Annotated in this window: 20 protein-coding genes and 2 pseudogenes; 8 read left to right on the top strand and 14 right to left on the bottom strand. The window is 71.2% G+C overall.

What is annotated here, in order from left to right:
- Positions 1-4: 4 nt before the first annotated feature.
- From ACIPYQ_RS23445 to ACIPYQ_RS23435, 3 genes are all read left to right on the top strand, one after another.
- Positions 5-928, top strand: coding sequence for an SDR family oxidoreductase (locus ACIPYQ_RS23445; protein WP_362241285.1), 924 nt, complete (start codon positions 5-7; stop codon positions 926-928).
- A 105-nt stretch (positions 929-1,033) separates the two neighbouring features.
- On the top strand, positions 1,034-1,831 hold the full coding sequence (locus ACIPYQ_RS23440) for a 3-hydroxybutyrate dehydrogenase (RefSeq protein ID WP_401254330.1): 798 nt from the start codon (positions 1,034-1,036) through the stop codon (positions 1,829-1,831).
- Positions 1,832-2,002: 171 nt separating this feature from the next.
- Positions 2,003-2,695: a peptidoglycan recognition family protein gene (locus tag ACIPYQ_RS23435; protein WP_362241289.1), complete on the top strand. Its 693-nt coding sequence runs from the start codon at positions 2,003-2,005 to the stop codon at positions 2,693-2,695.
- 16 nt (positions 2,696-2,711) lie between these two features.
- On the opposite strand, the gene ACIPYQ_RS23430 is transcribed toward ACIPYQ_RS23435, so the two are convergent.
- From ACIPYQ_RS23430 to ACIPYQ_RS23410, 5 genes are all read right to left on the bottom strand, one after another.
- Entirely contained in the window at positions 2,712-4,205 is a 1,494-nt protein-coding gene (locus tag ACIPYQ_RS23430) for a M1 family metallopeptidase (RefSeq protein ID WP_401254326.1), read from the bottom strand.
- 257 nt (positions 4,206-4,462) lie between these two features.
- A complete protein-coding gene (locus ACIPYQ_RS23425; RefSeq protein ID WP_401254323.1) occupies positions 4,463-5,314 on the bottom strand; it encodes an RCC1 domain-containing protein in 852 nt (283 codons plus the stop codon).
- 517 nt (positions 5,315-5,831) lie between these two features.
- Entirely contained in the window at positions 5,832-6,866 is a 1,035-nt protein-coding gene (locus tag ACIPYQ_RS23420) for an ABC transporter ATP-binding protein (RefSeq protein WP_401254321.1), read from the bottom strand.
- Positions 6,863-8,452 carry an ABC transporter permease gene (locus ACIPYQ_RS23415; protein WP_401254318.1) on the bottom strand — a complete coding sequence of 530 codons (1,590 nt, stop codon included), beginning with the start codon at positions 8,450-8,452 and terminating at the stop codon, positions 6,863-6,865. Before ACIPYQ_RS23415 ends, ACIPYQ_RS23420 begins: the two co-directional genes overlap by 4 nt.
- Positions 8,453-8,457: 5 nt before the next feature.
- Positions 8,458-9,477 (bottom strand): iron ABC transporter substrate-binding protein, encoded by a 1,020-nt coding sequence (locus ACIPYQ_RS23410; RefSeq protein ID WP_401254315.1) that lies wholly within the window; start codon positions 9,475-9,477, stop codon positions 8,458-8,460.
- A 212-nt stretch (positions 9,478-9,689) separates the two neighbouring features.
- Here ACIPYQ_RS23410 and ACIPYQ_RS23405 point away from each other — a divergent pair, with 212 nt between their 5' ends.
- Both ACIPYQ_RS23405 and ACIPYQ_RS23400 read left to right on the top strand, forming a co-directional pair.
- A complete protein-coding gene (locus ACIPYQ_RS23405; protein WP_401254312.1) occupies positions 9,690-12,347 on the top strand; it encodes an AMP-binding protein in 2,658 nt (885 codons plus the stop codon).
- Between the two features lie 193 nt (positions 12,348-12,540).
- Positions 12,541-13,125: a hypothetical protein gene (locus ACIPYQ_RS23400; RefSeq protein ID WP_401254309.1), complete on the top strand. Its 585-nt coding sequence runs from the start codon at positions 12,541-12,543 to the stop codon at positions 13,123-13,125.
- Here the strand turns inward: ACIPYQ_RS23400 and ACIPYQ_RS23395 are convergent.
- On the bottom strand, positions 13,086-15,323 hold the full coding sequence (locus tag ACIPYQ_RS23395; protein ID WP_401254306.1) for an NACHT domain-containing protein: 2,238 nt from the start codon (positions 15,321-15,323) through the stop codon (positions 13,086-13,088). The two genes, ACIPYQ_RS23400 and ACIPYQ_RS23395, sit on opposite strands and share 40 nt — an antisense overlap.
- Positions 15,324-15,803: 480 nt before the next feature.
- On the bottom strand, positions 15,804-16,244 hold the full coding sequence (locus ACIPYQ_RS23390; protein ID WP_401254303.1) for a hypothetical protein: 441 nt from the start codon (positions 16,242-16,244) through the stop codon (positions 15,804-15,806).
- Positions 16,245-16,780: 536 nt separating this feature from the next.
- Here ACIPYQ_RS23390 and ACIPYQ_RS23385 point away from each other — a divergent pair.
- Complete coding sequence (locus ACIPYQ_RS23385) at positions 16,781-16,972, top strand: hypothetical protein (protein ID WP_401255055.1); 192 nt, start codon at positions 16,781-16,783, stop codon at positions 16,970-16,972.
- Positions 16,973-17,348: 376 nt separating this feature from the next.
- Here the strand turns inward: ACIPYQ_RS23385 and ACIPYQ_RS23380 are convergent, their stop codons facing one another.
- The 6 genes and pseudogenes from ACIPYQ_RS23380 to ACIPYQ_RS23355 form a co-directional block, all read right to left on the bottom strand.
- Positions 17,349-18,788, bottom strand: a complete 1,440-nt coding sequence (locus ACIPYQ_RS23380) for a serine/threonine-protein kinase (RefSeq protein ID WP_401254300.1) — start codon at positions 18,786-18,788, stop codon at positions 17,349-17,351.
- On the bottom strand, positions 18,785-19,594 hold the full coding sequence (locus ACIPYQ_RS23375; RefSeq protein ID WP_401254298.1) for a serine/threonine protein kinase: 810 nt from the start codon (positions 19,592-19,594) through the stop codon (positions 18,785-18,787). Before ACIPYQ_RS23375 ends, ACIPYQ_RS23380 begins: the two co-directional genes overlap by 4 nt.
- Positions 19,595-20,046: 452 nt before the next feature.
- Positions 20,047-20,391, bottom strand: a complete 345-nt coding sequence (locus ACIPYQ_RS23370; protein ID WP_401254295.1) for a hypothetical protein — start codon at positions 20,389-20,391, stop codon at positions 20,047-20,049.
- A 6-nt stretch (positions 20,392-20,397) separates the two neighbouring features.
- Complete coding sequence (locus ACIPYQ_RS23365) at positions 20,398-20,655, bottom strand: hypothetical protein (RefSeq protein ID WP_401254292.1); 258 nt, start codon at positions 20,653-20,655, stop codon at positions 20,398-20,400.
- 751 nt (positions 20,656-21,406) lie between these two features.
- Positions 21,407-22,675, bottom strand: a pseudogene (locus tag ACIPYQ_RS23360) (peptidoglycan DD-metalloendopeptidase family protein).
- A 38-nt stretch (positions 22,676-22,713) separates the two neighbouring features.
- Positions 22,714-23,691: an alpha/beta hydrolase gene (locus ACIPYQ_RS23355; RefSeq protein WP_401254289.1), complete on the bottom strand. Its 978-nt coding sequence runs from the start codon at positions 23,689-23,691 to the stop codon at positions 22,714-22,716.
- Between the two features lie 198 nt (positions 23,692-23,889).
- On the opposite strand from ACIPYQ_RS23355, the pseudogene ACIPYQ_RS23350 reads away from it, so the two are divergent.
- Positions 23,890-24,092: pseudogene (locus ACIPYQ_RS23350) on the top strand (transposase); the annotation flags it as partial.
- A 355-nt stretch (positions 24,093-24,447) separates the two neighbouring features.
- Here the strand turns inward: ACIPYQ_RS23350 and ACIPYQ_RS23345 are convergent.
- On the bottom strand, positions 24,448-24,771 hold the full coding sequence (locus ACIPYQ_RS23345; RefSeq protein ID WP_401254286.1) for a hypothetical protein: 324 nt from the start codon (positions 24,769-24,771) through the stop codon (positions 24,448-24,450).
- Positions 24,772-25,310: 539 nt separating this feature from the next.
- On the opposite strand from ACIPYQ_RS23345, the gene ACIPYQ_RS23340 reads away from it, so the two are divergent.
- The coding region (locus ACIPYQ_RS23340) for a M23 family metallopeptidase (protein ID WP_401254283.1) at positions 25,311-26,107 on the top strand (797 nt) is incomplete at its 3' end.

The raw sequence follows: 26,107 nt of genomic DNA, 5'->3' as shown, positions 1-26,107 counted from the left end.
GCCCATGCCGGAAACACAGCGGACTCTCGAAGGCAGGGTGGCCCTCGTGGCCGGGGCAACGCGGGGAGCGGGCCGCGGCATCGCGGTCCAACTGGGGGCGCAGGGCGCGACGGTGTACGTGTCCGGAAGGAGCACCGCCGGCCGCCGCTCGGAGTACGACCGCCCCGAGACGATCGAGGAGACCGCCGAGCTGGTCACGGCGGCGGGCGGCCGGGGCATCGCGGTGGTCGCCGACCACCTGGTGCCGGCCGAGGTCGAGGCGCTGGTGCGGCGGATCGACACCGAGCAGGGCCGGCTCGACGTCCTGGTCAACGACGTCTGGGGCGGGGAGCGGCTCTTCGAATGGGAGAGCACGGTCTGGGAGCACGACCTGGACAACGGGCTGCGGCTGATGCGGCTGGCGGTGGAGACCCACGCCGTCACCAGCCATTTCGCGCTGCCGCTGATGCTGCGCGAGCCGGGCGGCCTGGTGGTGGAGATGACGGACGGCACGGCCGAGTACAACGCGAGCCGCTACCGGGTCTCCTTCTTCTACGACATCGCCAAGTCCTCGGTCCTGCGCATGGCGTTCGCGCTGGGTCACGAGCTGGGGCCGCGCGGGGTCACGGCGGTGGCGCTGACCCCGGGCTGGCTGCGCTCGGAGATGATGCTGGACAACTTCGGGGTGACGGAGGAGAACTGGCGGGACGCCCTGACCAAGGTTCCGCACTTCGCCATCTCCGAGACCCCGTCGTACGTGGGCCGGGCGGTCGCGGCGCTCGCCGCGGACCCTGAGGTGGCGCGCTGGAACGGGCAGTCCCTCTCGAGCGGGCAGCTCGCGCGCGTCTACGGCTTCACGGACCTCGACGGCAGCCGCCCGGACGCCTGGCGCTACATGGTCGAGGTCCAGGACCCGGACCTCCCGGCGGACACCACCGGCTACCGCTAGCTCGTCTCGTCCGGGCCGGCATGGCGTCGGGTCACACTGCCGCGCGGCCCACTGTGGTGGTCGTGCACATGGGATGTCCGGCGATGCGTCTCTAGCGTTCCGGCCATGACGAGCCAATTTCGCGCGACTCCCGGATCCTTCGCGCACGGTGCCGGCGGCGTGGACCTCTCGGGGCGCACCGCCCTGGTGACCGGGGGCGCCAGCGGCATCGGGCGGGCCTGTGCACAGGCGCTGGCAGAGGCCGGGGCCCTGGTGCACGTGGTGGACGTCGACGCCGAGGCGGCCAGGGCCGTGGCCACGGCCGTCGACGGCCGTCCGCACACCGTGGACCTCGCCGACGCGGAGGCGGTGCGCGCACTGCCGGACGAGGTCGACATCCTGGTCAACAGCGCCGGGCTGCAGCACGTGGCGCCCATCGAGCACTTCCCGCCGGCCCGGTTCGAGCTGATCCAGAAGGTGATGGTCACCGCGCCCTTCCTGCTGATCCGGCAGTGCCTGCCGCACATGTACGAAGCCGGCTGGGGCCGGGTGGTGAACATCTCCAGCGTGCACGGCCTGCGGGCCAGCCCCTTCAAGTCCGCCTACGTCGCCGCCAAGCACGGCCTGGAGGGCCTGAGCAAGGTCACCGCCCTCGAGGGCGCCCCGCACGGGGTGACCAGCAACTGCATCAACCCCGGCTACGTACGCACCCCCCTGGTCGAGCACCAGATCACCTCACAGGCCGCCGCCCACGGCATCGCCCCCGAGGCCGTCGTCACGGACGTACTGCTGGAACGCACCGCGATCAAGCGGCTGATCGAACCGGAAGAGGTGGCCGCGCTGGCGGTGTGGCTCTGCGCTCCCCTCACGGGCTACATCACCGGCGCCTCACTCCCCGTCGACGGCGGCTGGGGCGCGCACTGACGCTCCGGGCCCCAGGGGTGAGGGTGTGCGCCGAGTGGTGGACGACCGGCTTGCCGGGGTGCGGGCACTGGTGAAGCATCAGATTTCGGGACGTTCCGCCTGGGCATCGTGATGCCACGACACGCGGCGCGTCATCCTCTGCCTGCCTGCTCGACCTCATGAGGAGTGGCCATGGAAGACAGCCCGCTGAACCGTCGACGGCTGCTGTGGGGTGCTGCCGGCGCGGCGGGCACGGCTCTGGCCGCTGTCGGGCTGCCCCGGCTGATGAGGCCCGAGGAGAAGGCGGAGGCGGCACTGCCGCGCCCCGTGCGCAAGGCCCCCGTCGCCGCCGGGCCGCCTGCGACCCTGCGAAGGGACCCCTCGGTGGACTACGCTCCCGCCGTCTGGATCGAAGCCTCCGAGTCCAACTACACGCCCTCCGACCGTCCCGAGGCGTATCCGATCGAATACGTCGTCATTCACCTGACAACGGACATCCTGCCGATCATGTTCACCAAGTTCAAGGACCCCGCCGAGAGGGTGTCGGCGCACTACGTGATCAGCACGACCGGCACGCGGATCGCCCAGTGCGTGCGCGAGCGCGACGTGGCCTGGCACTCCGGCAGCGTTTGGTACAACTACCGGAGCATCGGCATCGAGCACGAAGGCTGGACCGATCAGCCTGTCTACACCGACCAGATGTACGAGGCATCCGCCGTGCTCACGGCCACGATCTGCGCGAAGTACGACGTGCCGGTCGACCGGGACCACATTCTGGGCCACGTCGAGGTCCCGCTGTCCACTCACGACGACCCCGGGCCGGTGTGGAACTGGGAGAAGTACATGAAGCTCGTCGAGACGGCCCGCCGGCGCATCAGGACCTGACACCGCGTCGGCCCCGTCACTCGGGCTTGCCGTCGCCGTAGAGCCACGCGTCCCAGATCGAGTCGAGGTCCCGGCCGGCCCTGGCCTCCACGTACGCGGTGAAGTCGTCCGTGGAGGCATGGCCGTGGCGGTGGCGCAGGGTCCAGCCCCACACCAGGGTGCGGAAGGCCTCGTCGCCCACGGCCTGGCGGATCTTGTGGATCACCATCGCGCCGCGCACGTACACCGGCTGGCCGGAGATGTCCGAGGCACTCGGCGGCTCGGCGGGCGGGAAGTCCCACTCGTCGTCGTCCGCAGCCTTGGCGTGGTTGCGGTCGAAGTGGTCCTGGGCACTGGCCCCGCCGTGGTCCTCGGTCCACAGCCACTCCGCGTAGGTCGCGAAGCCCTCGTTGAGCCACATGTCCCGCCAGGTGCGCGGGGTGACGGAGTTGCCGAACCACTGGTGGGCCAGTTCGTGCACCACGTTGGTGACGTGGAAGATGCCGGCCGGAATGGTCGGCCTCGTCTGGGTCTCCAGGGCGTAGGGCACGTCGGCCGCCTGATCGACGATCACCCCGGCGGCGGAGAAGGGGTAGGGACCGAACCTCCCCTCGGCCCATTCCATGATCTCGGGGAACCTGCCGAGGACCGCTCCGTCCTCGTCCACGCTCGCGGTCGTGTCCATCGCCGACACGACCGGGACGCCCGATCGGGTCCGGGAGGTCCTGATGTCGTAGCTGCCGATGGCGACGGTCGCCACATGGCTGGCCATGGGCTCGGCCTGGTGCCAGTGGAAGGTGGCGCGGTCGCCGCTGGTGCGCCGGGTGCGCAACAGCCCGTTGGAGATCGCCTGCACCTCCTTGGGGACCGTGACGGTGATGTCGTACGAGGCCTTGTCCGAGGGGTGATGGTTGCCCGGGAACCAGGACATCGAGCCCTTCGGCTCACCGAACGCGACCGCTCCGTTGTCCGTCCTCAGCCAGCCTTCGCGCCACCCGTGGTCATGGGTGATCGACTCCGGCGTGCCCGCGTACCGCACGACGCTGCGGAAGGCGGCGCCCTTCCTGAGGTGATCGCGCGGCTGCAGGGTCAGCTCCTGCCCGTCGTGCCGAACCCGCGCCTTGTGGCCGTCGACGGTGGCGCTCAGCACCTCCAGGCCGAGGAGGTCGAGATTGAAGGCGCTGAGGTCCTCGGTGGCCTTCGCGGTGATCTCCGCAGTGCCCTCGAGGCGGCCGCTGCCGGGGTCGTAGGCCAGGGTCAGGGCGTAGTGGGTGACGTCGTAGCCGCCGTTGCCGAGCTCCGGGAAGTACGGGTCACCGGCGCCAGCGGCACCGGGGCGCCCGCCCCGGAACACCGTGCCAGGTGCCGCCGTCCGAGTGGTGTCCGCGCCGGCACGAGCACCCGCCCTCGCGTCCGCGCCCGTACGGACCCCCGTCCCACCGCCGCCGCGGCCGTCGGGCTCCGAGCACGCGGGGAGTGCGGCGAGCAGGCCCGCGACCGCGAGGGCGGCCAGACGGCCGGAAGTCTTCACGCAGCCGATCATGACCCAGGCCCCGAGCGCCCCGCCCTCGCCACGCCGCGCCCATGACCCTCCTGGCGGGCACGGCCCCGGATGCCGCAGCAGGTGCCCCTGTCGTACCTGGCTGGAGTCGGGGGGCTCATACGGACTCGCCGGACCAACCCCCCGAGACGCTCAGTGGCTGTGGCCGTCGTTGTGCTCGGGCGCCTTCGGGCTGGGCTTGGCCGAGGGGGCCGTAACGCCAACTGCCACAGGCTCTTCCGTGAGGGCTATGGAAGCTGGACTCCGGACCAGGCATCGACTTCGCACTGTCTGTCGGCATTGTTCCCTGCGGTCACGACTGTGCCGTTGGCACGCAGGCCAAGGGTGTGCGTTGAACCGGCCGCCACGGCGACAATGTCGCGCCAATCGCCGACTTCGCACTGTCGGTGGCTGTTGTCTCCCGCTGCGAGGACCCGTCCGGACGCGGTAACCCCGACGGTGTGGTAGCTGCCCGCGCTGAGCGCCACCACGTCTTCCCAGTCATCGACCTCGCACGCCCCGGCTGCCCGGTCTCCGGTCGCGACTGCCCGCCCGTCGGCTCTGAGGCCGACGGTATGGAGATACCCGGCCGAAATGGCGGCCAGGTCACGCCACCCTTCAATGGCACACTGCCCTCGTCGGTTGTTCCCCGCGGCCAGTGCAGAACCGTCCGACCGGACGCCAACCGAGTGCCAGTCACCACACGAGAGGACGACCATCTCGCGCCAGGACTGCACGTCACACTGTCCTTCTGAACTCCGGCCGACTGCTAGCACGCGGCCATTCGCGAGCAGCCCAAGTGTGCGGCGCCAGCCTGCGGCCACGGTCGTGATGCCTCGCCATCCTGCGACATCACATTGCCCATCGCCATTCCACCCCGTTGCCAGCACCGTGCCGTCCGACCGGAGTCCCACCGTATGAGACCTGCCCGTGTTCGTCGCGGTATGGACGTTGCCGGCTGCCACGGCGACGACGTCTTCCCATCGCTCGACACGACATTCAGCGGCTGCGGTATTGCCCACGGCGAGAACGGTTCCGTCCCAGCGCCGTCCCACCGAATGACGCCTTCCGGCCGCCAGCGCCGACGAGTTGGCGAGCATTCCGCCTCCTTGTACTTGGCGCGAGTTCGCGGCAGGGGATGTCACCTTACTTTGGACTGGAATCAGAGCGAGGTCCTCAGTCGTCGCCAGCAGATGACGGCGCAACCGGGTGTGATGAAGGCGTGGTGGATGTCGTCGCGGATCTCCCAGCGGATGCGTAGGCGGCGGAGCCAGTGCATTAGCGCGATGGCGCCTTCCGCGGCTCAGCGGTGTATGCCGAGCCCGGAGCCATGTTCGGTGCCGCGTCGGGCGATGTGCGGGGTGATCTCGAACCGTCGGACTTGGTCGCGGCAGCTCTCGTGGTCGTAGCCGCGGTCAGCGTAGAGGTGCTTCGGACGGCGCAGCGGTTGGCCGCGTTTGCCTCTGATCGGCGGGACGGGCCCGGCCACCGGGAGCCCGGGGGCTCCAGTGTGTCGACGACCGGTTCGCGGGGCTACTCCCCTTCGCAACCGCCAACACCACCCCACCGGAACGGGGACCCCGGAACGGGGACGGGGGACCCCGGAACGCCTCCGGTTCATGGATGGAGTGTCGCCCCGCCATTGACGAGGATGCCGGTGCGCTGGCCCGGCCTTACGGCGACGGGCCCGGGAACCCTGATGCCGACCGGGCTCTCCAGGCCGTCGACGGAGACGGTGACCATCGCGTCGTGGCCGTAGAAGGTCACGTCGGTCACGGTGCCCTGGGCGGCCGTCGCGGCTTCGGTGAGCTGGAGTTGCTCGGGCCGCAGCAGGACCGTGCCCCCGCTCCTGCCGACGGGGGGCACCTCCAGGGGAAGGCGGCCGAGCGCGGTCGTCGCAGTGCCGTCGTCGGCGGTGCCGGGGATGAGTACGGCGTCGCCGACGAAGCAGGCCACCCAGGGGTCGGCGGGGCGGCGGTAAACCTCTTGCGGCGTGTCGCACTGAGCCACGCGGCCGTCCCGTACCACGGCGACGAGGTCGGCCGTGGAAAGGGCTTCCTGCTGGTCGTGGGTGACCAGCAGGGCCGTGGCTCCAGTGGCGCGCAGGGCAGCTCGGACATCCGCCCGGACGCCGGCGCGCAGGGCGCTGTCGAGGGCGTTGAACGGTTCGTCCAGCAGGACCAGGGCCGGCTCCGGCGCCAGCGCTCGGGCCAGGGCGATGCGCTGCTGCTGGCCGCCGGACAGTTCGTGCGGCATCCGGTCTCCGTAGCCGCCGAGGCCGACGAGTTCGAGCATCTCCTCAGTGCGGCTCCGGCGTCCGGCACGGTCGAGGCCGGTCAGCCCGAACGCGACGTTGTGGGCGACGCTCAAGTGGGGGAAGAGCGCGCCTTCCTGAGGAACGATGCCGATGCGGCGTCGCTCGGGGGGAAGGTGGACGCCGGGGCCGGCCAGGGTGCGCCCGCCGACGGTGACGGTGCCCGCGTCGGCGCGCAGGAAGCCGGCGATGACGCGGAGCAGGGTGGTCTTGCCGCAGCCGGACGGTCCCAGGAGAGCAGCCAGGGTGCCGGCGGGGACCGTGAGGTCGAGGCCGCGCAGGACGGGCGCGTCCGGGGCGTAGGACTTCGACACTCCGGTGATCTGTACGTCGGTCATGTGCGGTGCCGCCCGAGGAGGTAGGAGGGGATGGCCGCCAGCAGGATCAGCGCCGCGGCATAGGGGGCCGCAGCGGCGAACGAACCGGTCCCGGTCTCCGTCCAGAGGCGGGTGGCGAGGGTGTCCATGCCGGTGGGGCGCAACAGGAGCGTCGCGGGGAGTTCCTTCATGCACACGACGAAGGTGAGGGCGGCTCCGGCGGCGACGCCGGGCGCGGCCAGGGGCACCGTGATCTCGCGCAGTACGCGCAGGGGGCTGCGGCCGAGCGAGCGGGCGACGTCCTCCAGCACGGGCGGGGACTGCAGTACGGCGGCCCGGGTCGCGGCCACCGCGACGGGCAGGAAGAGCACCGCGTACGCGCAGACCAGCAGCGGGAGCTCCTGGTAGAGGGGTTCGGCGTAGCGGACCGCGAAGAAGACCAGGGACAGGGCGACGGTGATGCCGGGCAGCGCATGGCCGGCATAGGCGGACTGTTCCAGCAGGTGTGCGGTCCGGCCCCGGTGGCGGGCGGCGATCACCCCGACGGGCAGGGCGAGGAGGGTGGTGAGCGCGGCTCCCGCGGCGGCGACGCCGAGGGTGGTGCCGGCGGTGTCGAAGAGCCGGGCGGGGTCCCAGGTCGCGGAGTTGCCCACGGCGAGCCAGTACCCGAGGGTGGCCAGCGGCATGAGGACGGCGATGGCCACGACCGCCGTGCACCAGGCCAGGGCGGGTGTTTGCCACCGGCCCAGCGCCGCGGGGACGGCCGGGCGTGCCGTGCCGGTACCGGTTCTGGCGTGGCTCGCGCGGCCGCGGGTACGCGCCTCGGCGGCGACGAGCAGGATCGTCATCACCACGAGGACGACGCTGAGGGCGGCGGCCGGGGTGCGGTCGAAGCTCGCCCGGTAGGAGGTGTAGATGCCGCGGGTGAAGGTGTCGTACCGCATCAGGGAGACGGCGCCGAAGTCGGAGAACACGTATAGCGCGACCAGTACGGCTCCCCCGGCCGCGGCGGGGCGCACCTGCGGCAGTGTGACGCGCAGGAAGGTCTTCAGCGGCCCGTGGCCGAGCGAGCGCGCGACCTCTTCCTGTGCCGGATCGGCGCCGCGCAGTGCGGCGGTGACGGGCAGGTAGACGTACGGGAAGCTCACCAGGGTCAGCGCGAGGGCGGCGCCGCCGAAACCCGCGAGGCCGGGGAACGCGGACAGCCAGGTGAAGGCGGCGACGTAGCTCGGCACGGCCAGGGGCAGGGTCACCAGGACCGACCAGGCCCGGGCGCCGGGCAGCGCGGTCCGTACGGTGAGCCAGGCCAGGGACACGCCCAGCACGAGGCATGCCGATACGACGACGGCGGCCAGTCCGAGGCTGCGGCCGAGCAGTTGCGCCGTGCGCTCGTTGGCGATGACCTCCCAGGCGAACGCGGGACCGCGCTCCAGAGAGCGAACGCCGAGGTAGCCGAGCGGCAGCAGTGCGAACACGGCAGCAGCGGCCGCCGGCAGGAGCAGGGCGGCGGGCGGGCGGCGCCCGGCGCGCAGCCGCCCGGCCGGCGCGGTGGCGCCTGCCGGGCGGACTGCGGGATCCGCCGGTGCGACGGGATCCGTGGAGTGCATCAGGGTCAGACCATCCCGGCTTCCTGGAGCATCTTCAGGGTCTCCTGAAGCGAATCCAGCTTGCCGAGGTCGATCTTGGGGGCGTCGAGGGAGGCCAGCGGCGGCAGGCCCTTGACGGTGCTGGTGACACCGGCGGCCAGCGGGTACTCCTTGGTGTCCTCGGCGAAGTACTTCTGCGCCTTCTCCGAGAGCAGGAAGTCGACGGCCTTCTGCGCCGCCGGCGCCTGGTCGCTGCCCTTGAGGATGCCGACTCCGGCCGTGTTGACGAGGGCGCCCGGGTCACCGCCCGGCAAGAAGTGGATCTTTGCCTTGACCTTGCTCTCGCCCTTTTCGGCGACCTGCTCGTACCAGTAGTAGTGGTTGATCAGGCCGAGCGAGACCTCGCCCTTGCCGACGCCGTCGAGGACCTTGAGGTTGTTCTCGTAGACCTTCGGCTCGTTGGCCTTCAGGCCCTTGAGCCAGGTGCGGGTGGCGTCGTCGCCCTCCAGGACGCGCATGCCGGTGACGAAGGCCTGGAAGGAGGCGTTGGTCGGGACGTAGCCGATCTTGCCCTTCCACTCCGGCTTGACCAGGTCGTGCACGGTGTCGGGGGCCTTGGCGACCTGGGCGGGGTTGTAGGCGAGGACGCGGGCGCGCCCGGAGGTGCCCACCCAGTCACCCGCGCCGCCACGGAAGGCAGCGTCGACCTTGTCGAGCGAGGCCTGGGGCAGCTGCTCCAGCAGGCCCTTCTTGGAGAGTGCGCCGAGGGCTCCCGCGTCCTGGGAGAAGAACAGGCCCGCCTTGGTCTTGTCGCCCTCTTCCTGGATCTGGGCGGCGAGTTCGGCGCTCTCGCCGTAGCGGACGGCGACCGTGGTGCCGACGGCCTTCTCCAGCTCGTCCAGGAGCGGCTTGACCAGCTTCTCGTTACGGCCGGAGTAGATCACGAGCCCGGCATCGTCCTCGTCGACGCCGCAGCCCGCGAGGGCGGGAAGGAGGAGCGCTGCCGCGGAGAACGCGGCGAGACGGTGGACCAAGGGGCGTCGCATGGGAAGCCTTCCTGCACGTGCAGCGAGAACCTGAACGCCCAATAAGTAAGGTAAAGCTAACCTAAAGGCAAGGGTGACGCATGCAACATTTTGGCTTCACCGCGGGTTCGGCGAAGCCGACTCTACCTGTGAATTCCTTATGGATCTTCAATGTCTCAGCTGTGACTTTCCCGTGACTATCCCCTGAGGTAAGGCTTTCCTAAGATGCGCTCGTGACAGCCCTTCCCGCCCTACTCCCGGGTACCAACACCGTTCCGTTCGCCGGCACCCTCGCAGCCCATGGCGGCCGCACCGCGCTCATCACCGCCGACGGCCCGGTGACCTACCGCGAGCTCGCCGCCCGGGTGGAGGCGACAGCCAGTCGTCTGGGGCGGAAGCGCCGTCTGGTCCTGGTCGTCGGCGCCAACACCGTCGAGGCGCTCGTCGTCCACCTCGCGGCCCTGTCTGCGGGGCACCCGGTCCTGCTGGTGCCGGGCGACCACCCCGAAGCCGTGCAGTCGCTCGTCGACGCGTACGACCCGGACGTCGTGGCGCACCCGGACGGCGGACAGTGGGTACTCGACGCGCGCCGACCCGTCTCGGCGCACGACCTGCACCCGGATCTCGCGCTGCTGCTGAGCACTTCCGGATCGACCGGTTCACCGAAACTCGTACGCCTGTCGCACGAGAACCTTCAGGCCAACGCGGAATCCATAGCCGATTACCTGGAAATCCAAGAAACCGACCGCGCGGCCACGACGCTGCCGATGCACTACTGCTACGGCCTTTCCGTCATCCACAGCCATCTGCTGCGCGGCGCCGCACTGATCCTCACCGACCTTTCGGTGGCGGACAGTTGCTTCTGGGACCTGTTCCGGAACGCCCAGGGAACGACCTTCGCCGGTGTCCCGTACACCTTCGACCTGCTCGACCGCGTCGGCTTCGCCTCGATGGACCTGCCCCACCTGCGCTACGTCACCCAGGCGGGCGGCCGGCTCGCGCCCGACCGGGTCCGGCACTACGCGGCCCTCGGCCGCGCCGCCGGCTGGAAGCTGTTCGCGATGTACGGGCAGACCGAGGCGACCGCCCGCATGGCCTACCTGCCGCCCGAACTCGCGGAAACCCATCCCGAGGCAGCCGGAGTCGCGATCCCCGGCGGCTCCTTCCGGCTCCAGCCGCTGCCCGACTGGCCAGACGAGAACACCGGCGAGCTCGTCTACGCCGGGCCGAACGTCATGCTCGGCTACGCCGACGCCCCCGAAGACCTCGCCCTGGGCCGGACCGTGGACGAGCTGCGCACGGGTGACATCGCGCGGCGCACCCCTGCCGGGCTGTACGAGATCGTCGGCCGCCGCAGCCGGTTCGCGAAGATCCTCGGCCTGCGCATCGACCCGGCGCAGGTCGAGACGATGCTCGCACGGCACGACGTCGCGTCCCTGTGCACCGGCGACGACGAAGCCCTCGCCATCGCCGCCATCGGCACGGGCGCAGCTACCGCACGCCGGATACGAAGCCTGGTGACGAGCGAGTGCGGCCTGCCGGCCCGGGCGGTCCGCGTCCATCTGCTGGCCGACCTCCCCCGTCTGGCCACGGGCAAGCCCGACTACCGGGCCGTGCGCGAACTGGCCCGCCCGAACGACCTCGGCTCATCGACGCCCGAGCACCCTCTCGGCAGCGGCCCTGAAGACCTGTGCCTGCTCTATGCACGCATCCTCGACCGGCCCGACGTGACGCCGGACGGCTCCTTCGTCAGCCTGGGCGGCGACTCGCTCTCGTACGTCGAGATGTCCCTCCACCTCGAAGAGCGGCTCGGCCACCTGCCACCGGACTGGCACACCACGCCGATCCGGGAACTCAGGCCGCCGGACGGAGAGATCCCCGTGCACAGGCGGGCGCTGGAGACCAGCGTCGCCCTGCGCGCGATGGCGATCTTCTGCATCGTCGGCTCGCACATCCACGTCTTCGGCATCAAGGGTGGCGCACACCTGCTCCTCGCCATCGCGGGCTACAACTTCGCCCGGTTCCACCTCACCACCGCCGAGCGCGGCGAACGCGTCCGGCGCGCCTGCCTCAGCATCGCCCGGGTCGCGGTGCCGTCCGTGATCTGGATCGGCTTCGTACTCCTGATCAACGACGACTACACCCTGGCCAACCTCGCCCTCCTCGACAGCGTGCTGGGGCCCGCGGACAGCAAGACGGGCATGCACTTCTGGTTCATCGAGGCGCTGGTCTACATCCTGATCGTCGCCGTGGCCCTCCTGGCGCTCCCCCTCGCGGACCGGGCCGAGCGCCGATTCCCGTACGGCCTGCCCCTGACGCTCGCCGCTTTCGGCCTGCTCACCCGCTACGACCTGCTCGGCCTGCCCGACCGGACACAGATACCCGACGCGGTCACCGTCTTCTGGCTGTTCGCGCTCGGCTGGGCAGCCGCGAAGGCCCGAACGAAGGTGCAGCGGATCGTCGTCACGGCCGCCGCCCTGGCCACGGTGCCCGGCTTCTTCCCCGGCGACCCCGGGCGAGAGGCGATCATCATCGCCACGTTCGCCCTACTCGTGTGGGTGCCGTCCCTCCCTAGCCGAGAACGCGTCAACCAGGTCGCCGGCCTCCTGGCCACCAGCTCCCTCTACATCTACCTCACCCACTGGCAGATCTTCCCGCTGATCGACGGCTTCTCCCGGCACCTGGCCTTCCTCGCCTCCTTGGTCTTCGGCATCGCCTACGCCACCGCGGCGACCCGCCTGATGCGCGGACTGCCGTCGCTGCTCTCACGGGGTTCGCTGCGCGAACGCGCCCGTCAAGGATCCCGCGTCCGGGTTCGGGAGACCGCAATGCCGCGCTTCGGTCGAACGCCTGCGCCGGCAGCTTCCGTTCAAGGTCACGGAGGTTCCTGAACGAGGAAGGCGCGCATGGCCCTTCGCGGTCAGCCGTGGTCGAAGTCCAATGTCACGCCATGACTGGCGGGGCGGGTGCGGCAGGCGAGGACGAAGCCTTCCGCTGCCTCTGCGGGCTCGAGGTCGCCGGGGTCATGGTGGACGTCACCGCAGGTGACCTTGGTTCGGAACGCGTCGACAGCCCGCCAGGGCCGTGGGACAGTTCGACACCGCCACCGAGTTCACGGTCACCGTGACCACGACGCAGGTCGCCAAGCAGCACCCCATCAGGATCATTCTCCCGCCGGGCTACTGGGACGACCCGGCCAGGCGATACCCGGTGCTGTACTTTCTGCACAGTTCAACCGCGATGATCACAGTGATCCCGGACGGCGGGCCGAGGGGCTGGTACGCCAACTGGCCTGACGAGAACACAGGGGCGGGCGCGCAGAACTGGGAGACCTTCCACCTCGACCAGGTGATTCGGTTCATCGACGACAACCTGCGCACCATCGCCCTGTTCGGCTCGCCCTACCCGGTGTTCACCATTGACCTGCTGTGGAACGAGGCCGACCCTGCCGCCCACATGAGCAGGCTGGCTGGTATCGGCATCTCGATCTACACCGGCAGCGGGCCGGCGATCCGCTCGCACCGGAGTGGCATGCCGTACTACTACGTGGGCTACGGCAACGGTGCCGGCTCGGGAACCCGGTGCGACGGCCACCACAACGCCGGCTGCTGGGCACAGGACCTGGTGGACTACATCCCCCGTCTGGAACGGGCCTTCGCAGCCGGCTGAGCCACTGCGGCATCGGCTGAGTCCCCGCGGGGCAGCCGCACTGCCGGTCGGGCGAAGTGCTGTTGGAGGCGGGTGTGGCGGAACTGGTAGACCGCGCCGGCCTTGCGCAGCACACCCCGTCGGTGTGCGTCATCGAGGAACGCCATCGTCGTGCGGGGCAGTAGCCCGGTCAACGGCAGCCAGAGGCGCGCGAATACCGCCCACTGGCCCCAGGCCGTCAGGCTCAGTACGGTGCCGAGCCCGGCCCCGAAGGCGGTGAGGAGCCCGAACCGGAGCCCGTCCGGGATGGTCCAGCCGAGCCGGATGCCCCACAGGTAGCCGTCGAGCAGTTCGACGGCAGGCCAGCCCGCGACCGCGACCCCGGCCCCGAACAGGGGGGCGAACAGCAGCCATTGCAGGAGCACGGCCTTGCGGTTGCGGGTCAGCAGCTCACCGGGGCCGGGTGCCGTTTCGATGGCTTCGAGCGCCTCGCACCAGGCCATCGCGGCGCCGACGAGCCCGCCCACGACGGCGAACATGCCGCCGTAGATGACGGCGTCCACCAGCCCGACCCTGAGGGCGTACGGGTCGCCCGACAGAAGCTTGCGGACGATCCCCTGCAGCAGGCCGATCCCGAGCCCGCCTGCCAGCCCTCCGGCGAACCCGAGCCCGGCCCGGGCGAGGATCTCCGTGCCGGACCTGGCCCCCGGCCGCCGCGCGCCACGGCCGAGGCGGATGCGAACGTGGGAGGGTTCGAGGGCCCCGCCCTTGAACGCGAAGCCGATCCCATGGGCGAGGGCGAAGGCCATGGCCGCGGGGACGGCGTTGATCAGGGCGTCGACCGCGGCGACGAGGATCCCGTGCACGAGTCGGGGCCACAGACCGGGTTCGGGCCCCGGATAGGCAAGGGCTGCCTGGACCCCGTCCACGAGGCCGACGACGAGGCCGACGCACACCGCGCAGACGAGCCCGGTCACGGCCATGCGCGGCCAGAGGCTCACGGCGGTGCCCAGTTCCCACCAGGCGAGATCGGGCGTGCCGCGCCGTTCCAGGTGCCGCGCGAGGAAGCCCAGCCAGTGCGAGACCCGCTGCTGGTCCGCCCGCCGGCCCTCCCAGGGCGCCTCCCGTGACGTCCTGCGGCCGGGCTGGGGAGGAGGCAGCGGACGTGCGGGGTAGACGGACGGGACCAGCGAGTCCAGCAGGTGGCGCTCGACGGCTGCGGTGGTCGGGAAGCGGAGCCGGTCGGTGAGCTCCTTGGGGAGCTCGCCCGGGCGGGGATGCGCGTAGGCGGTGCGGCACAGCCACAGCATGAGCGGGACCTTCAGTGCCTCGGCCGCGGGGCAGGTCGGGTCCTTGCGCAGCGCGTCCGCGAGCGGGCGCCAGCTCTCCTGCTGCTGCGGGGTGGCAGACCTGAGGAGGTACTGCGCGGCCTGCTCGGCGGTCAGCGGGTCGGCCTCGACGACGGCGGCCTCCCGCAGCACGGACGCGGAGTCGACAGCCGTCCGGTAGTCCTCGGTCCGGCACGTCAGGATCAGCGGGATGCCCGCCGCCAGAGCGGTGTTGAGCTCCTGCAGGGCGTTCGGCCGCTCGGCGGCCGGCAGCTCGTCCAGTCCGTCGAGCACGGGCAGCACGCGGTGGCGGGCGAGGAGCTCACGAACCGTCCCGCGCTTCAGAAAGGGGTACTCCCGCAGGATCTGGCGCTCCAGCCACCCGGTCAGGTGCTCCTCGGCCGGCCGCCAGGAGGCGAGTGGCAGCAGCACCGGGACCGGGGCGCCCACGTCCATCCGCTGCAGCAGTTTGATCACCAGCAGGACAGCGAGGCTGCTCTTGCCGCTGCCCGGCCCGCCCAGAACCACCAGCCTGCGCTGTTGCGGGTGCGAGAACGCGTCGGCGAACGACCCCAGGTCCGCGGTGCTCGCCTCGCCGGGACGCCCGGTCCGTTCGGCGTGGTCGGCAAGCTCCGCGTCGCTCGTGGCGCGCCAGCGTACCGGGATCGGGTCCGGCCCCAGCAGACCGCGCAGGGCGGCCTCCCCGCGCCACTGTGCCAGCACCACGTGGCCCAGGCGCTGCGCGCCCAGCTCCACCGGGTCGGGGAAGGTGAGGGTGAGGTAGTTGTTCTGGACGTTGTGGTCGCCGAGCTGCACGGCAAGCGGGCCTTTGACGACGATGTCCCGGTCGTGGTGGGGGGTGTGGTCGGGCCCTGGCCCCGTGTCGCTCATGGGGAGCCGAAGCGGTTGTGCTGCCGCGTGTGGTCGCCGATCACGAATGCGGTGGGTCCGTTGAAGGTGTTCCCGCTCACGGTGGGCCTGCCGTGGTCCGGACCGCCAGTCCGGGGGCCGCCTCGCCCTTGCCGGCGGCCGGCCGCGGGGGCGGGGCCGAACCGGCGTCCTGATCGTCCGCTTCCGCCGGGCCGGACTCGTTCTCCTCCCCCAGCTGTTCGGACCCCGGTTGGAGGCCCGGTTGGAGGCCCGGTCGGGAGAGCACCACCTCGTGCAGACGATCCGTCCCGGTGTCCGGTGACCGATCGACCGCCGGCCCCTCCCGGGCCGCTGCCCGCCGGACCTTGCCCACGGCCCATGCGGGGCGGTGGCCGCCCGCCGGTTTCCCACCCGCCGTGCTCGCTCTCCTGCACGACCTGCTCGTCAGTGCACCGCCCCCTACCGACAGGGCGTCACCACCGGCTCCGGGGCCGAGGCCGGTCACGCCCCGGAGCCGAAGTGGTTGTCCTGCCGGTTCCGGTCGCCGATCTGTACGGCGGTCGGGCCCTGGAAGGTGGTGCCGGACAGCGTGGTGCCGCCCGCCGGACCGGATACGGGCTGCCCGGCAGCCAGGCTTCGCAGCTCGGCCGCGACCCCCTCGCGTTCCCCGGCGTCCAGGCTCTCCAGCAGGGCCTCGAAGCGACCCTGCCAGGTGATCTCCTGACCCTCCCGAACGTACTCCGCTTCCGTCAGTCCGGCCGCCGTCAGCAGGTCGGCGGTCCGGTCGAGCCGTTCGAGCTCCGCCCGTTCCCGGCGACTGTCCGCGCGCCCGAGCAGCCGGGCCACCCGCTGCCGCAGCCCACCCCATGCATCGGTACCCGCTGCCTGCACCACCGCCGTGGCACCCGCCGCCGCCACCGCAGACAGCGCCTCTTCCAGCATGCCCGCCCCCTCGCCCGTACCTGTGGTCCTCCGGTCGTCCGACGACCGTACCAAGGCACGCACCGTCGGACAGGGTCTCCGGGAAACCAACCGAGCACCGCGCGACGGCCACGCCGACTGGACGCCCCTGCGGCGCCCCGATGTCCGGAAGGCTGCCGGAGACGGCCTGACGGACCATGAGAAAGGAGCCTCGGCCTCGGGGTGCAGCACGGGGCCTTGCGTAACTCGGCCGGCCAAGGACAGGGCGGACCGGGGCGAGCGCGACGACCGGCTGACCAGCGCAGAGAAGGAGCCGGCTCGGCTGCAGGATCACCTCAGCATCTTCGCCGTTGACGCGGCCGGTGGTCTGTTCACCCAGTGGCGGACGGCGCAGCATGATCAGCGGCTGGCGTCGGCCGGTGCCTTCACGGTTGTCAGGCGGGGCGTCCGGGGCTGAGGAGCGCGGCGCCCTCGCGTGTGTGGTGGCCGGGCACATAGGAGGGGGCCTGAATGTGATGGGCAGCCACATATACCGTTGACCTGGGGACTTCTACGTTGTGGCGACACCGATCGTCCCCGCAGACCCCCTGGAAGTGGTGTTCATGGCCTCCCCCGAGACCGCTCCCCCGACCGCCGGATCCATCAAGAGAATCGTCGCCGCCAGTCTCGTCGGGACCACGATCGAGTGGTACGACAACTCATCCGACCAGAGCTGCCACCTGCGGCTTTCCGGTGCACAAACCATCTGAACCAGCACCGAATCAGCACGGGATCCGAAGCGGGCCGCTCCTCCCTTCGCCCCGACACCTCCGCCAAGGACATCAGCAAGGCCGTCTCCGTCACGCTCAGTCAGCTCATAGCTGCGAGAATGTCCACGTGCTGGTGCCCGCACCCTCGTCGACCCGCTCGGCGTGACCACTGCGGTCCGCGCGCCCTCACCGGGGACACCGGGACCCCTCCCGCTCTGTCCCTGGGCCCCCGTGCTCCCTGGAATCGGCGGCCCCACGCGTGTGCGGCGTTCGACCGGCTCCGGCGCTCGCGCGCCACGGCCCGGGGGGGGGGGGGGGGGGAACGTCCGCCAGAGTTCACTCGGTCAGGTTTGCGTGACGGTACCGGCCGGGAGCGTCAGCGCGCGGTCGCGGGGTGCGGGCACCCCTGCAGCGCCGGGCGGTCCCTCGTGCGGACGGCGGGGAGCCACGCTGTGGGGGGTGTGGAGCCGGGCGGGAGGCGGACGTGGAACCAGCGGGTGGACTGCAGGTCCTCCTCGTCGATGACGGCCCGGCCGTCGGGCAACTGGCAGTCGACCGCGAGGACGTCGCCGTGCCACACCCGGGACGGTACGACGTTGTCCGCGGTGTACTGGCGCATCGGGTCGATCGCCAGGCCCAGACTGCACTGCGGGTCCCGGTCGGCCCGCTCCTGGCAGCCCTTCTCCGCATTGAACACCCGGATCGTGCCGGCCGCCGCGCCATCCAGGCCGTCCAGTGCGGAGGAGCCCGCCCGTGCCGCGTCCGACCACAGGGTCGTACCGGCGATCCCGCAGAACACGGTGGAGAGGATCGCGGCGCGGGCCCGGCCCCACAGCCGTCCCGCGCCCCTCCCGCGCGCCTCCTGTTCGGCGGTGATGCGGGCGAGCAGGCTCTCGGCGGTGTGCGGGGCACGCGCCGCGTGGGTCGGGGCGAGGCAGTCGGCGGCGAGCTCGCGCCAGAACGCCGGCACGGCCTGGTCCATGCGCAGCGGCGCGCGCCCTTCGCCGTACTCCTGGACGGCGGCGCCGCGCGCCATGGGCGTGGCGCCGGAGAACGGGGAGGCGCCGGAGCCGAACACCTCGTGGATGATGATGCCCAGGGCCCAGATGTCGGCACTCGGCCGGACCTTCACGCCCAGCTCCCCGAGGGGTGCCCGCCAGCGCTCGGGCGGAAGGTAGTCCAAGGTGCCCATGGGGGGTGCGTACCCGTACGTTCCCGTCATCTGGGTGGCGAGCCCGAAGTCCGAGAGCTTCACGGAACGGCTGCCGTCCAGCAGGACGTTCTCCGGCTTGAGGTCGGCGTGGACCCAACCCGACCGGTGGAGGTGGGCAAGTCCCTCGCAGATCCCCGCGATCAGCCGGGCGCGGTCGGCCTCGGCCACCCCGGCGTCGAGGAGTTCCCGCAGGCTGCCCGCGGCCCGCTCCATGACCAGCACGATCGCGCCGTCCAGGGCGGGGCGGTCCGGTGCCTCGAGGACGAAGGAGTCCAGGAGGCGGATCAGCCGCGCGTGCCCGGCCCTGCGTCCCAGTTCGACCTCCCGGCGGGCGGACTCCACGATCCTGCGCGTCTGGCGCGGGGCGTACCCGGCGGTCGGCATGATTTTGAGAGCGATGTCGGCGGGTGCCGCGGACGGGTGCGCGGGGGCCCGGCCGGTCCGGTCCGGGTACCCGTCGGCGGGCCGTGCGGCGTAGACCGTGGACCAGCCTCCGGCCCCGATCAGGTCGGTGATCGTCCAGCCTCGCACCTGGTGGCCGGGCGGGAGCAGGTCCGTACCGTCGCATTCCGTGATGCCGCGCAGGGTGTGGGGCGTCGTCATCGCGCGGTCTGCCGCTCCCGCCCGCCGGCCCCCGTCAGGGGTGGCAGCAGCGTCAGGTACTCCTCGCGCACGAGCCCGAACCGCAGGGCGAGCCCGACGATCTCCTCCCGCTTGCCGTTGCGGCGGTCGCCCTTGCCGGGTTCGCGCGGGTCCGAGGCGCCGATGCGCAGCTTCTCCTCGGCGAGGTAGTCGATGTGCGAGCTGACCGCTCGCGCGGTCAGGGTGGCGCAGGCGACGTGGCCCTTGAGCCGTTCGACGATCTGGGGCGTGGTGGGGACCGCGACGCGGGACTGGTCGCGCAGGCGCGGTTCGCAGAGCGCGAGGAGTACCAGGAAGTAGGTGGCCGTCTCGTCCAGCGAGTAGGCGGTGACCGTGAGGCGGCCCAAGGGGGTGCCCATGGCCTCCGGGTCCAGGTAGACGTGATCGGGAGCGAACACCTGGAAAGAGACGGGGACGTCGCTGCGGGTGGGCAGCACGACGCGCGAGAACTCGAACGGGACGGGCGCCCCGACCCGGCGGGGCGGGATCCTCAGGTACTCCCCGGCGCCCTCCGGGTTCTCCACGAGGTAGCTGTGGGTGGTGCTGTGGTTCGTCAACTGCCAGTGGTCGTCGGTCACGCGGATCTCCCCGGCGAGCCGGGAGATCGCCGCGTCGGCGAGGCGGAGCTGCACGGGGATCTTCGCGGATCCGCGTCCGAAGCGGGCGACTTCGCCCGGTCCGAGCCGTAACGTCACGGCATCGCCGTACGGTTCGCCGCCGTCGGCGCCACTGCACCCCTGCGGCAGATGAACGACTACCCCGCTCACCGCTCCCCCGTTCCACGCGTCGTGCCGGACCGACGATTGGAACAATACTCATCTCTCAAGGGAGTTCATCGGCGCACTTCAGCCACTTCGGCCAGGACGGCCCGTCGGGTCGGACAGCCCGCACCGGCTGCCCCGGGAGGCTCTCCGAGCCCCTCTCCTCGCGGGCGGCTCCCCCTGTGTCCCCGGTCACTCCGGCCCTCGTGCGGCGATGGCGGTTTGGGGTCGTTCTCGGCTCTCTGGCAAGCGGTTCGGGGGAAGATGTCGTGCCGCGGCAAGCAAGCGCGGCATGCCGCCACCGCGGGCGGCCGTACGGGACCGGCCCTTGCGCCCCCGGTCGCGGACGTCGCGTACGGGACCTGCCGGGGTGGGGAAGGTCACCGTGCCCGAGGGGGTCACGGCCCCGCGGAACCGCCCTTTCGCCCCTTTCATGTGGCGCGATCCGCACTCCGGGTTCAGAGTGCGGGACGGCCCGATACGACGGGTGCGACCGTCCGGTCGCCGAAGGCCGTCCACAGCCGCCACCCGCCGCTCGGCCGATCCTGGACGCGGGCGCGCATCCTGCCCTTCGGGGTGACGGCGAAGACGTGCGTGCGCCCGGTGGGATCGGACGCGACGGCGGGCGTGGCGGCGAGCCTGATCCGGGGCTCCCCGAACTCCCCGCCAGAAGCCCAGCTTCCACCGGGGGCGGTCTGCCAGCGGTTGCCGAGCCGGGCGCCACCGGGCGTCAGCGAGAACGCCTCGAGGCGGCCGTCGGCGTTGGCGGCGAACGCCGGGGCAGCGGCGCTCCAGCCGAACATCGGCAGTCACTCGTCCCAGCCTCCGTTCGGCACGGACTGCCGCCGGCTGAAGGTTCCCACGCCCGACGGTCCGATCGCGGCGACGGTGAGCCGGCCGCTGCCGTCCCCGGCCACGCGCGGCGCGGCGCCGGACGCGGTGCCGAAGCGCTGCCACGCGGGGGTCCAGGCGCCGCCCGGGGTCTCCTGCCACCGGTGGAAGATCCCGGAGCCGCCGGGAGCAAGGGCGAAGACCTCCAGCCGGCCGTCGGCGTTGGCCGCGACCACCGGTGGCGCGCCCGCGGCGCCGCCGAAGCCCGCCTCCCACGGGTCCCAGGCCCGGGATCCCGGTGCCGCTTGCCGCCGCCGGGCGACGGACGCGCCGCCGGGGCTCAGGGCGAACGCCTCCAGCCTGCCGTCGGCGTCGCGGGCGACGGCGGGGGCGGCGCCGGCCGGCCCGCAGCGCCATCGGGTCGCGGGCCGCGATCCCGCGGAACAGCGGGCCGGACGGCTCGCGCGTCCAGGTGAACAGATCGTCCGACGTGGCGAGGCTGATCGCGGCGCCGCTCATGCCGCCGCCCGCGTAGAATATCCAGAACCTGCCGCCGGCCTCGATGACATGCGGGGCCCACAGGTGCTCCTCGCCGTGGTAGCCCGGGTCGACGGTCAGCGCGTCGGCGTGGGTGGTCCAGGGGCCGTACGGGGCGGGCGCGGAGGCGTGCGCGAAGGAGACCTCCGCGGCACTGTCCGGTGCCTCGCCGGGCGCCGCGCCGTTACCGACGATGTTGAACAGGTGCCACCGGCCGTTCGCCCGGATCAGGGTGTGGTCGTTGAGGTAGCGGCGCCGGCCTGGCGTGGAGGGGTCGTAGACGTCGGTGAAGGAACCGGCGCCCACCCACTGGGACGCCGGACCTGGGACGGAGACCGCTGCTGCGGCACGGCCCGTGAGCGGGAGCGCGAGGGCTCCCGCTCCGGCCGCACGCAGCAGGTGGCGCCTGCTGAACGGATGCACGAGAAGGCTCCAGACGAACGTTTACTGTCAGTTGATCGCGGGTCCGGCGGTGTCCTTGAGCCAGCCCCACTGGGACCAGGTGGAGAAGCCGGTCTGCCAGCGGTGGTAGACCCCCGTGGGATTGGTCCCGAAGACCTCGAGCCGGCCGTCGGCGTTGGCCGCGGCGGTGATCTCCGTGCGACCGGAACCGAAGGACTCCCACGAGCCGTAAGGGGTGTTCACCCCGGTCTGCCACATGTGCTGGGCATCGCTGCCGTTGAGAGCGAACACCTCGACCCGCCCGTCCACCGTGGGCTGACTCGTCAACTGCGAGTTCGCCAGACCACCGGTCTCCTGCCAGCCCGACCAACTGGTGGGACTGGTCTGGTACCGGTGGAAGACGCCGACCGGCCCGGAGGCGAACACCTCAAGCCGGCCGTCCGGCGCCTTCGCCAGCTCGATACGGCTCTCCCCCGGGCCACCGCCAGTCCCTTCCCAGCCCGACCAGCCACCGGAGGGCTGGTTCTGGTAGCGGTGCCGAAGGATCTGGCCGTTGATCGCGAACACCTCCAGCCGGCCGTCGGCGTTCGGCCCGATCGCCAGCTCCGCACCCCTGGGCCCCGCGATGAACTCCCACGCCGACTAAACGCCGTTGATGCTCTCCTGCCAGGCATGGTGCACACCATCGACCCCGGCCGCGAATACCTCAAGACGCCCGTCCACCGACCGCGCCGACACCACACGACCCGACTCCGCGGGATACACCAACGGCGCGGGACCAGGCTGACTGCCGGGTACGCAGGTCATGCTGATGCCACGTTCCGCCAGGTAGGGAATCGGGTCGACACGCACGGACGCGCCCGCGTTCCCCCAGACCCGAAGGTGGAGATGAGGCCCGCTGGACTGGCCCTCGCTGCCCATCAGCGCGATCTACTGCCCGGCGCTCACACGGTCGCCCTCCTGGACGTCCCGCTGGTACGTGTGGCCGCACTCGGTGATGGTGCCGTCGGGGTGCAGAATGCGGATCCACTGCCCGTAGCCGGGTTCGTATCCCGAGATGGTCACCTCGCCGTCGCCGACCGCGTAGATCGGGGTGCCGTGGTCGTTGGCGATGTCGATGCCGTTGTGCTCCCAGCTGTAGTACTGGGAGATGTCGCCGGCGGCCGGGCAGGCGGCGGCGAAACCGGCGGCCCGGGTCGGGACCGGGGAGGAAGCGGTCCGCGCCCCGGCCGGTGAGGCGACGGCGAGCCCCGGTGCGAGGATCACGGTCAGCGCGAGAAGAAGCCCGAGCACCCGACCGGGCAGCAACCCGGACATGCCTCGGGAGAGGACGGACATCACGCGAGGTTCCCCCGTCACGCCTTGCGCAGGCGGTCGATGACGCCGTTGATGTCGTCCTGCAGCAGATTCCGGCGGACCCAGTGGCCGCCCTCCACCTCGTGCTGCTCGTAGGGGATGCCCGCACGGTCGAGGTTCCACTTGAACTCCCGCTGGGTGGCGAGCACCAGGGTCTCGTTGGCGTAGCCCTGGATGTCCTGGGGGCTGGTGCCGGCGACCAGGAAGACCCGCTTGTGCCGGTAGCTCTCGATGCGCTCGCACGGGTTGTCCGCGCTGACCCGGGCCTGGTTCCAGAAGGGCACGCCGTAGATGCTGCCGCCGTTCAGTTCCACCGCGGCGGAGGAGGCGTTGGCCCAGTGGGTCACCAGGTCACCATTGCCCCCGCGCAGGTTGGCCGGGCCGGAGTGGGCGCTGACCGAGGCGAAGTGGCCGTAGTACTTGGCCGCGTACTTCAGGGCGCCGAAGCCGCCCATGGAGAACCCGGAGACGGCACGGCCGTCGTACTCGGCGTAGGTGCGGAAGTTCGCGTCGATCCACGGGATGAGCTGGCCGATGTGGAAGTGCTCCCAGTTCCGGGCGCCGATGTTGGAGCTCACCGCGTTGGAGTACCAGCCGGCGCGGCCGCCGTCGGGCATCACGACGATGAGGTCCTTCCAGGCGGTCAGCCCCCGGATGTCGTGGAACCGGTCGAAGGTGATGAAGTCCTCCAGGCCACCGTGGAGCAGGTAGAGGACCGGGTAGCGGCGCCCGCTGGTGTGGTAGCCGTCGGGGAGCAGCACGTTGACGGCCGGGGTCCAGCCGCCGATGGCGGAGGTCTGGAACCGGTAGTACCACATCCGGTGGTCCTGCTCATTGCGTTCCGTGACGCGCAGGTCGTCGGCCGCCGAGGCCACCGACGCCGACGCGAGAACACCGCCGGCTCCCAGGGCCGCCGCGGCGGTGAGCCCGCCGGCGGACTTGAGGATGCTTCGGCGGCTGGGGTTCTGCGTGGTCAAGGTGACCTCCTGTGGGCGAGCTGACTGGGGATCCGGCTGCCGTCCCAGCGGCACCGGCGGTTTGGAGGCTAGCGATCCCCGCCCGGGAGGAGTATCCGGAACCTTACGGGCTGACAGAACCGGCTCGCGTCCTCTAGGGCCTGTGTGATGTCGTGAAGGCAACTCGCCAATGCTCAGTGGAAGTTCATCGAGCCGTAGCTGCCGATCGGTTGGTACGGCCAGGACCCGGAGCGGTTGCGGGAGCAGTTCGAGGGGGTGATCTGGCGGTCCGCTCCAGTGCACGGTGGCGGGAGATACCTGCCGAGTTCGGCCCCTGGGCCACCGCCTACGGACGCTTCCGCGTCCGGCGGGACGCCGGTGTCTTCACCGCCCGCGCGCGAGCCTTAGCGGGAGGGGCCGCGGGTGACCATCCGTAATTCTCCGGATCCCCGGGCCGTGTCCCTCTCGGTAGCTTTCAGCGCGATCACACTGTGACCCAGCGCGACCGCGACGGGTTCCCTTTTCCGTAAGTGCCTCGTACCGCTACCGACCAGGAGCCCGTTGTGAGCGCACACCATCCCTCCCGCAGAGCGCCTCTCAGAGCCGCCGGTGGACTCTCGGCTGCGATATCCCTCGCAGGCGCAAACGTCCTCGCGACGGGATCCGGGGCCAGTGCCGCCGGAAACGGCATCGGTCTCCGCTCCGCCCAGCCCATCCAGTCAGACGTGGGCGGCCCGATCACCCGCGACGAGATCCTTCTCCGTGCCCGGCCCGGGACTATGGCTGGATCGAGCGCCAGATGCGGTCGGACAGGACACCGGCGGCCTCGGTGAGGTCGATGTCCTGCGGGGTGGCCAGCCAGCGGTGGGCGGTCACCGCCACCGGCCCGACGACCAGGACCTCCAGGAGCGCATCGGGCAACGCCGCGATCTCACCCGCCTCGACCCACGGCCGCAAGTGGTCGGCGACGCGCGGAAAGTGGTCCGGCTCGACCCCGCGGGAGCGGTCCGCATGGACGGCCAGGTAGCTGGAGTACGCCGAGCCGTGCAGGAACCGGGCCGTCTCCGGGTTCTCCCGGGTGAACCGCAGGTACGTGGTCACCAGTGCGCGGATTCCGCTACGGGCGCTCCTGGCCCGGCCGAAGGCGATGAGGACCTCGCCGTACTGCCGCTCCAGACAGCGCGAGTAGAGCGCGGCGGCCAGACCGTCGACGCTGCCGAAATGGTGGTACAGGCTGACCCCGCTGCCGAGGTGATCACGTGGACCGTGAAGCCGGCCTGGCCCTCGGCGGCGTACACCTGGAGTGCCGCGGCCAGCAAGCGTTCGACGGTGATCTCGCCACGGGACTGCTTCGTTGCCATGGGCGGAGAGTTTGGTGCGCGACCGGAAGTGTGCGCCGGGTGGCGGATTTCGGGCCCCGCCGCGGTCGCATGCCGGGGCGGGCCGGCCAGTGAGAACCGCCCGGCCTCGCGGCCGGTTCGGACGGGTCGGGCCGTGTTCCTCCGGCAGCGTCATCCCGCCAAACTAAAATGCTTTTCTAGAAACTCATTCCATATCCAGGCCCCGAGGAACCATACTGACGCCGTTCCGCGGCCCCGAGTCGTAAGGCCTTCAGGGTCCATCTCACTCCAAGGAGACGCATGAGAATCACACGGGTCGGCCTCCTGGCAGCGGCGGCGGCAGCGCTGCTGCTCGCACCGATCGCGCCCGCGCCCGCCTCGGCCTCCGCCCCGGCTCCACAGGTGAACGCGGCGGCAGACCGGCCGGACTTCTTACTTCCGTTCCCCTGTAACAGCGTGATCGAAGTGAAGACCTACCGAGGTCACAACCCGGACGACAAGAAGATGGACATGTACCGGCAGGGCATGCGGGAGGGCAGCCCCATCCTGGCCTCGGCCGACGGCTACGTGCACGAGACCTTCTCGCCGGGCGGGCTGGAGATCCGGCACGGCGGCGGATGGTTCACCACGTACATGCACATGACCGGCGTGGCGAGGGAAGGCACGTGGGTCAAGCGCGGCGACGTGGTCGGCTACATGGGGGACGTCGGTTCGGAAGGCAGGCCCCACCTGCACTACGAGCAGCTCTACAACCCCAGCAGCGACCAGGACGCCGACAACCAGCACATCGTCAACCCCGTCCTTCAGGGGCAGGGGCCGCTGGTCTTGAACCCCGACAGCCCGATCACCATGACGAGCACGAACTGCGGTGTGTCCGCCGGCAGTAGCCTGTTCGCGCAGTCCCCGGACCGTTCCGCCGTGTTCCAGTGGTCCGGTAACGGGACGACCTGGAACAAGGTCGGCGGAGCAGCCGGAACACTCTTCGCCGGCGGGGCGGGCGTGTTCGCCACCAACCCCACCAACGGCGACCTCTACAAAATGAACGGCCCCAACAACTGGGCCAAGATCGGCGGACCCGCCAAGACCTTCGCCGTCAC

The organism is Streptomyces sp. NPDC090045, assembly GCF_044747975.1.
GTDB lineage: Bacteria > Actinomycetota > Actinomycetes > Streptomycetales > Streptomycetaceae > Streptomyces.
The sequence above is the reverse complement of the archived record's forward strand: the minus strand, read 5'-3'. Positions and strand labels throughout refer to the sequence as shown.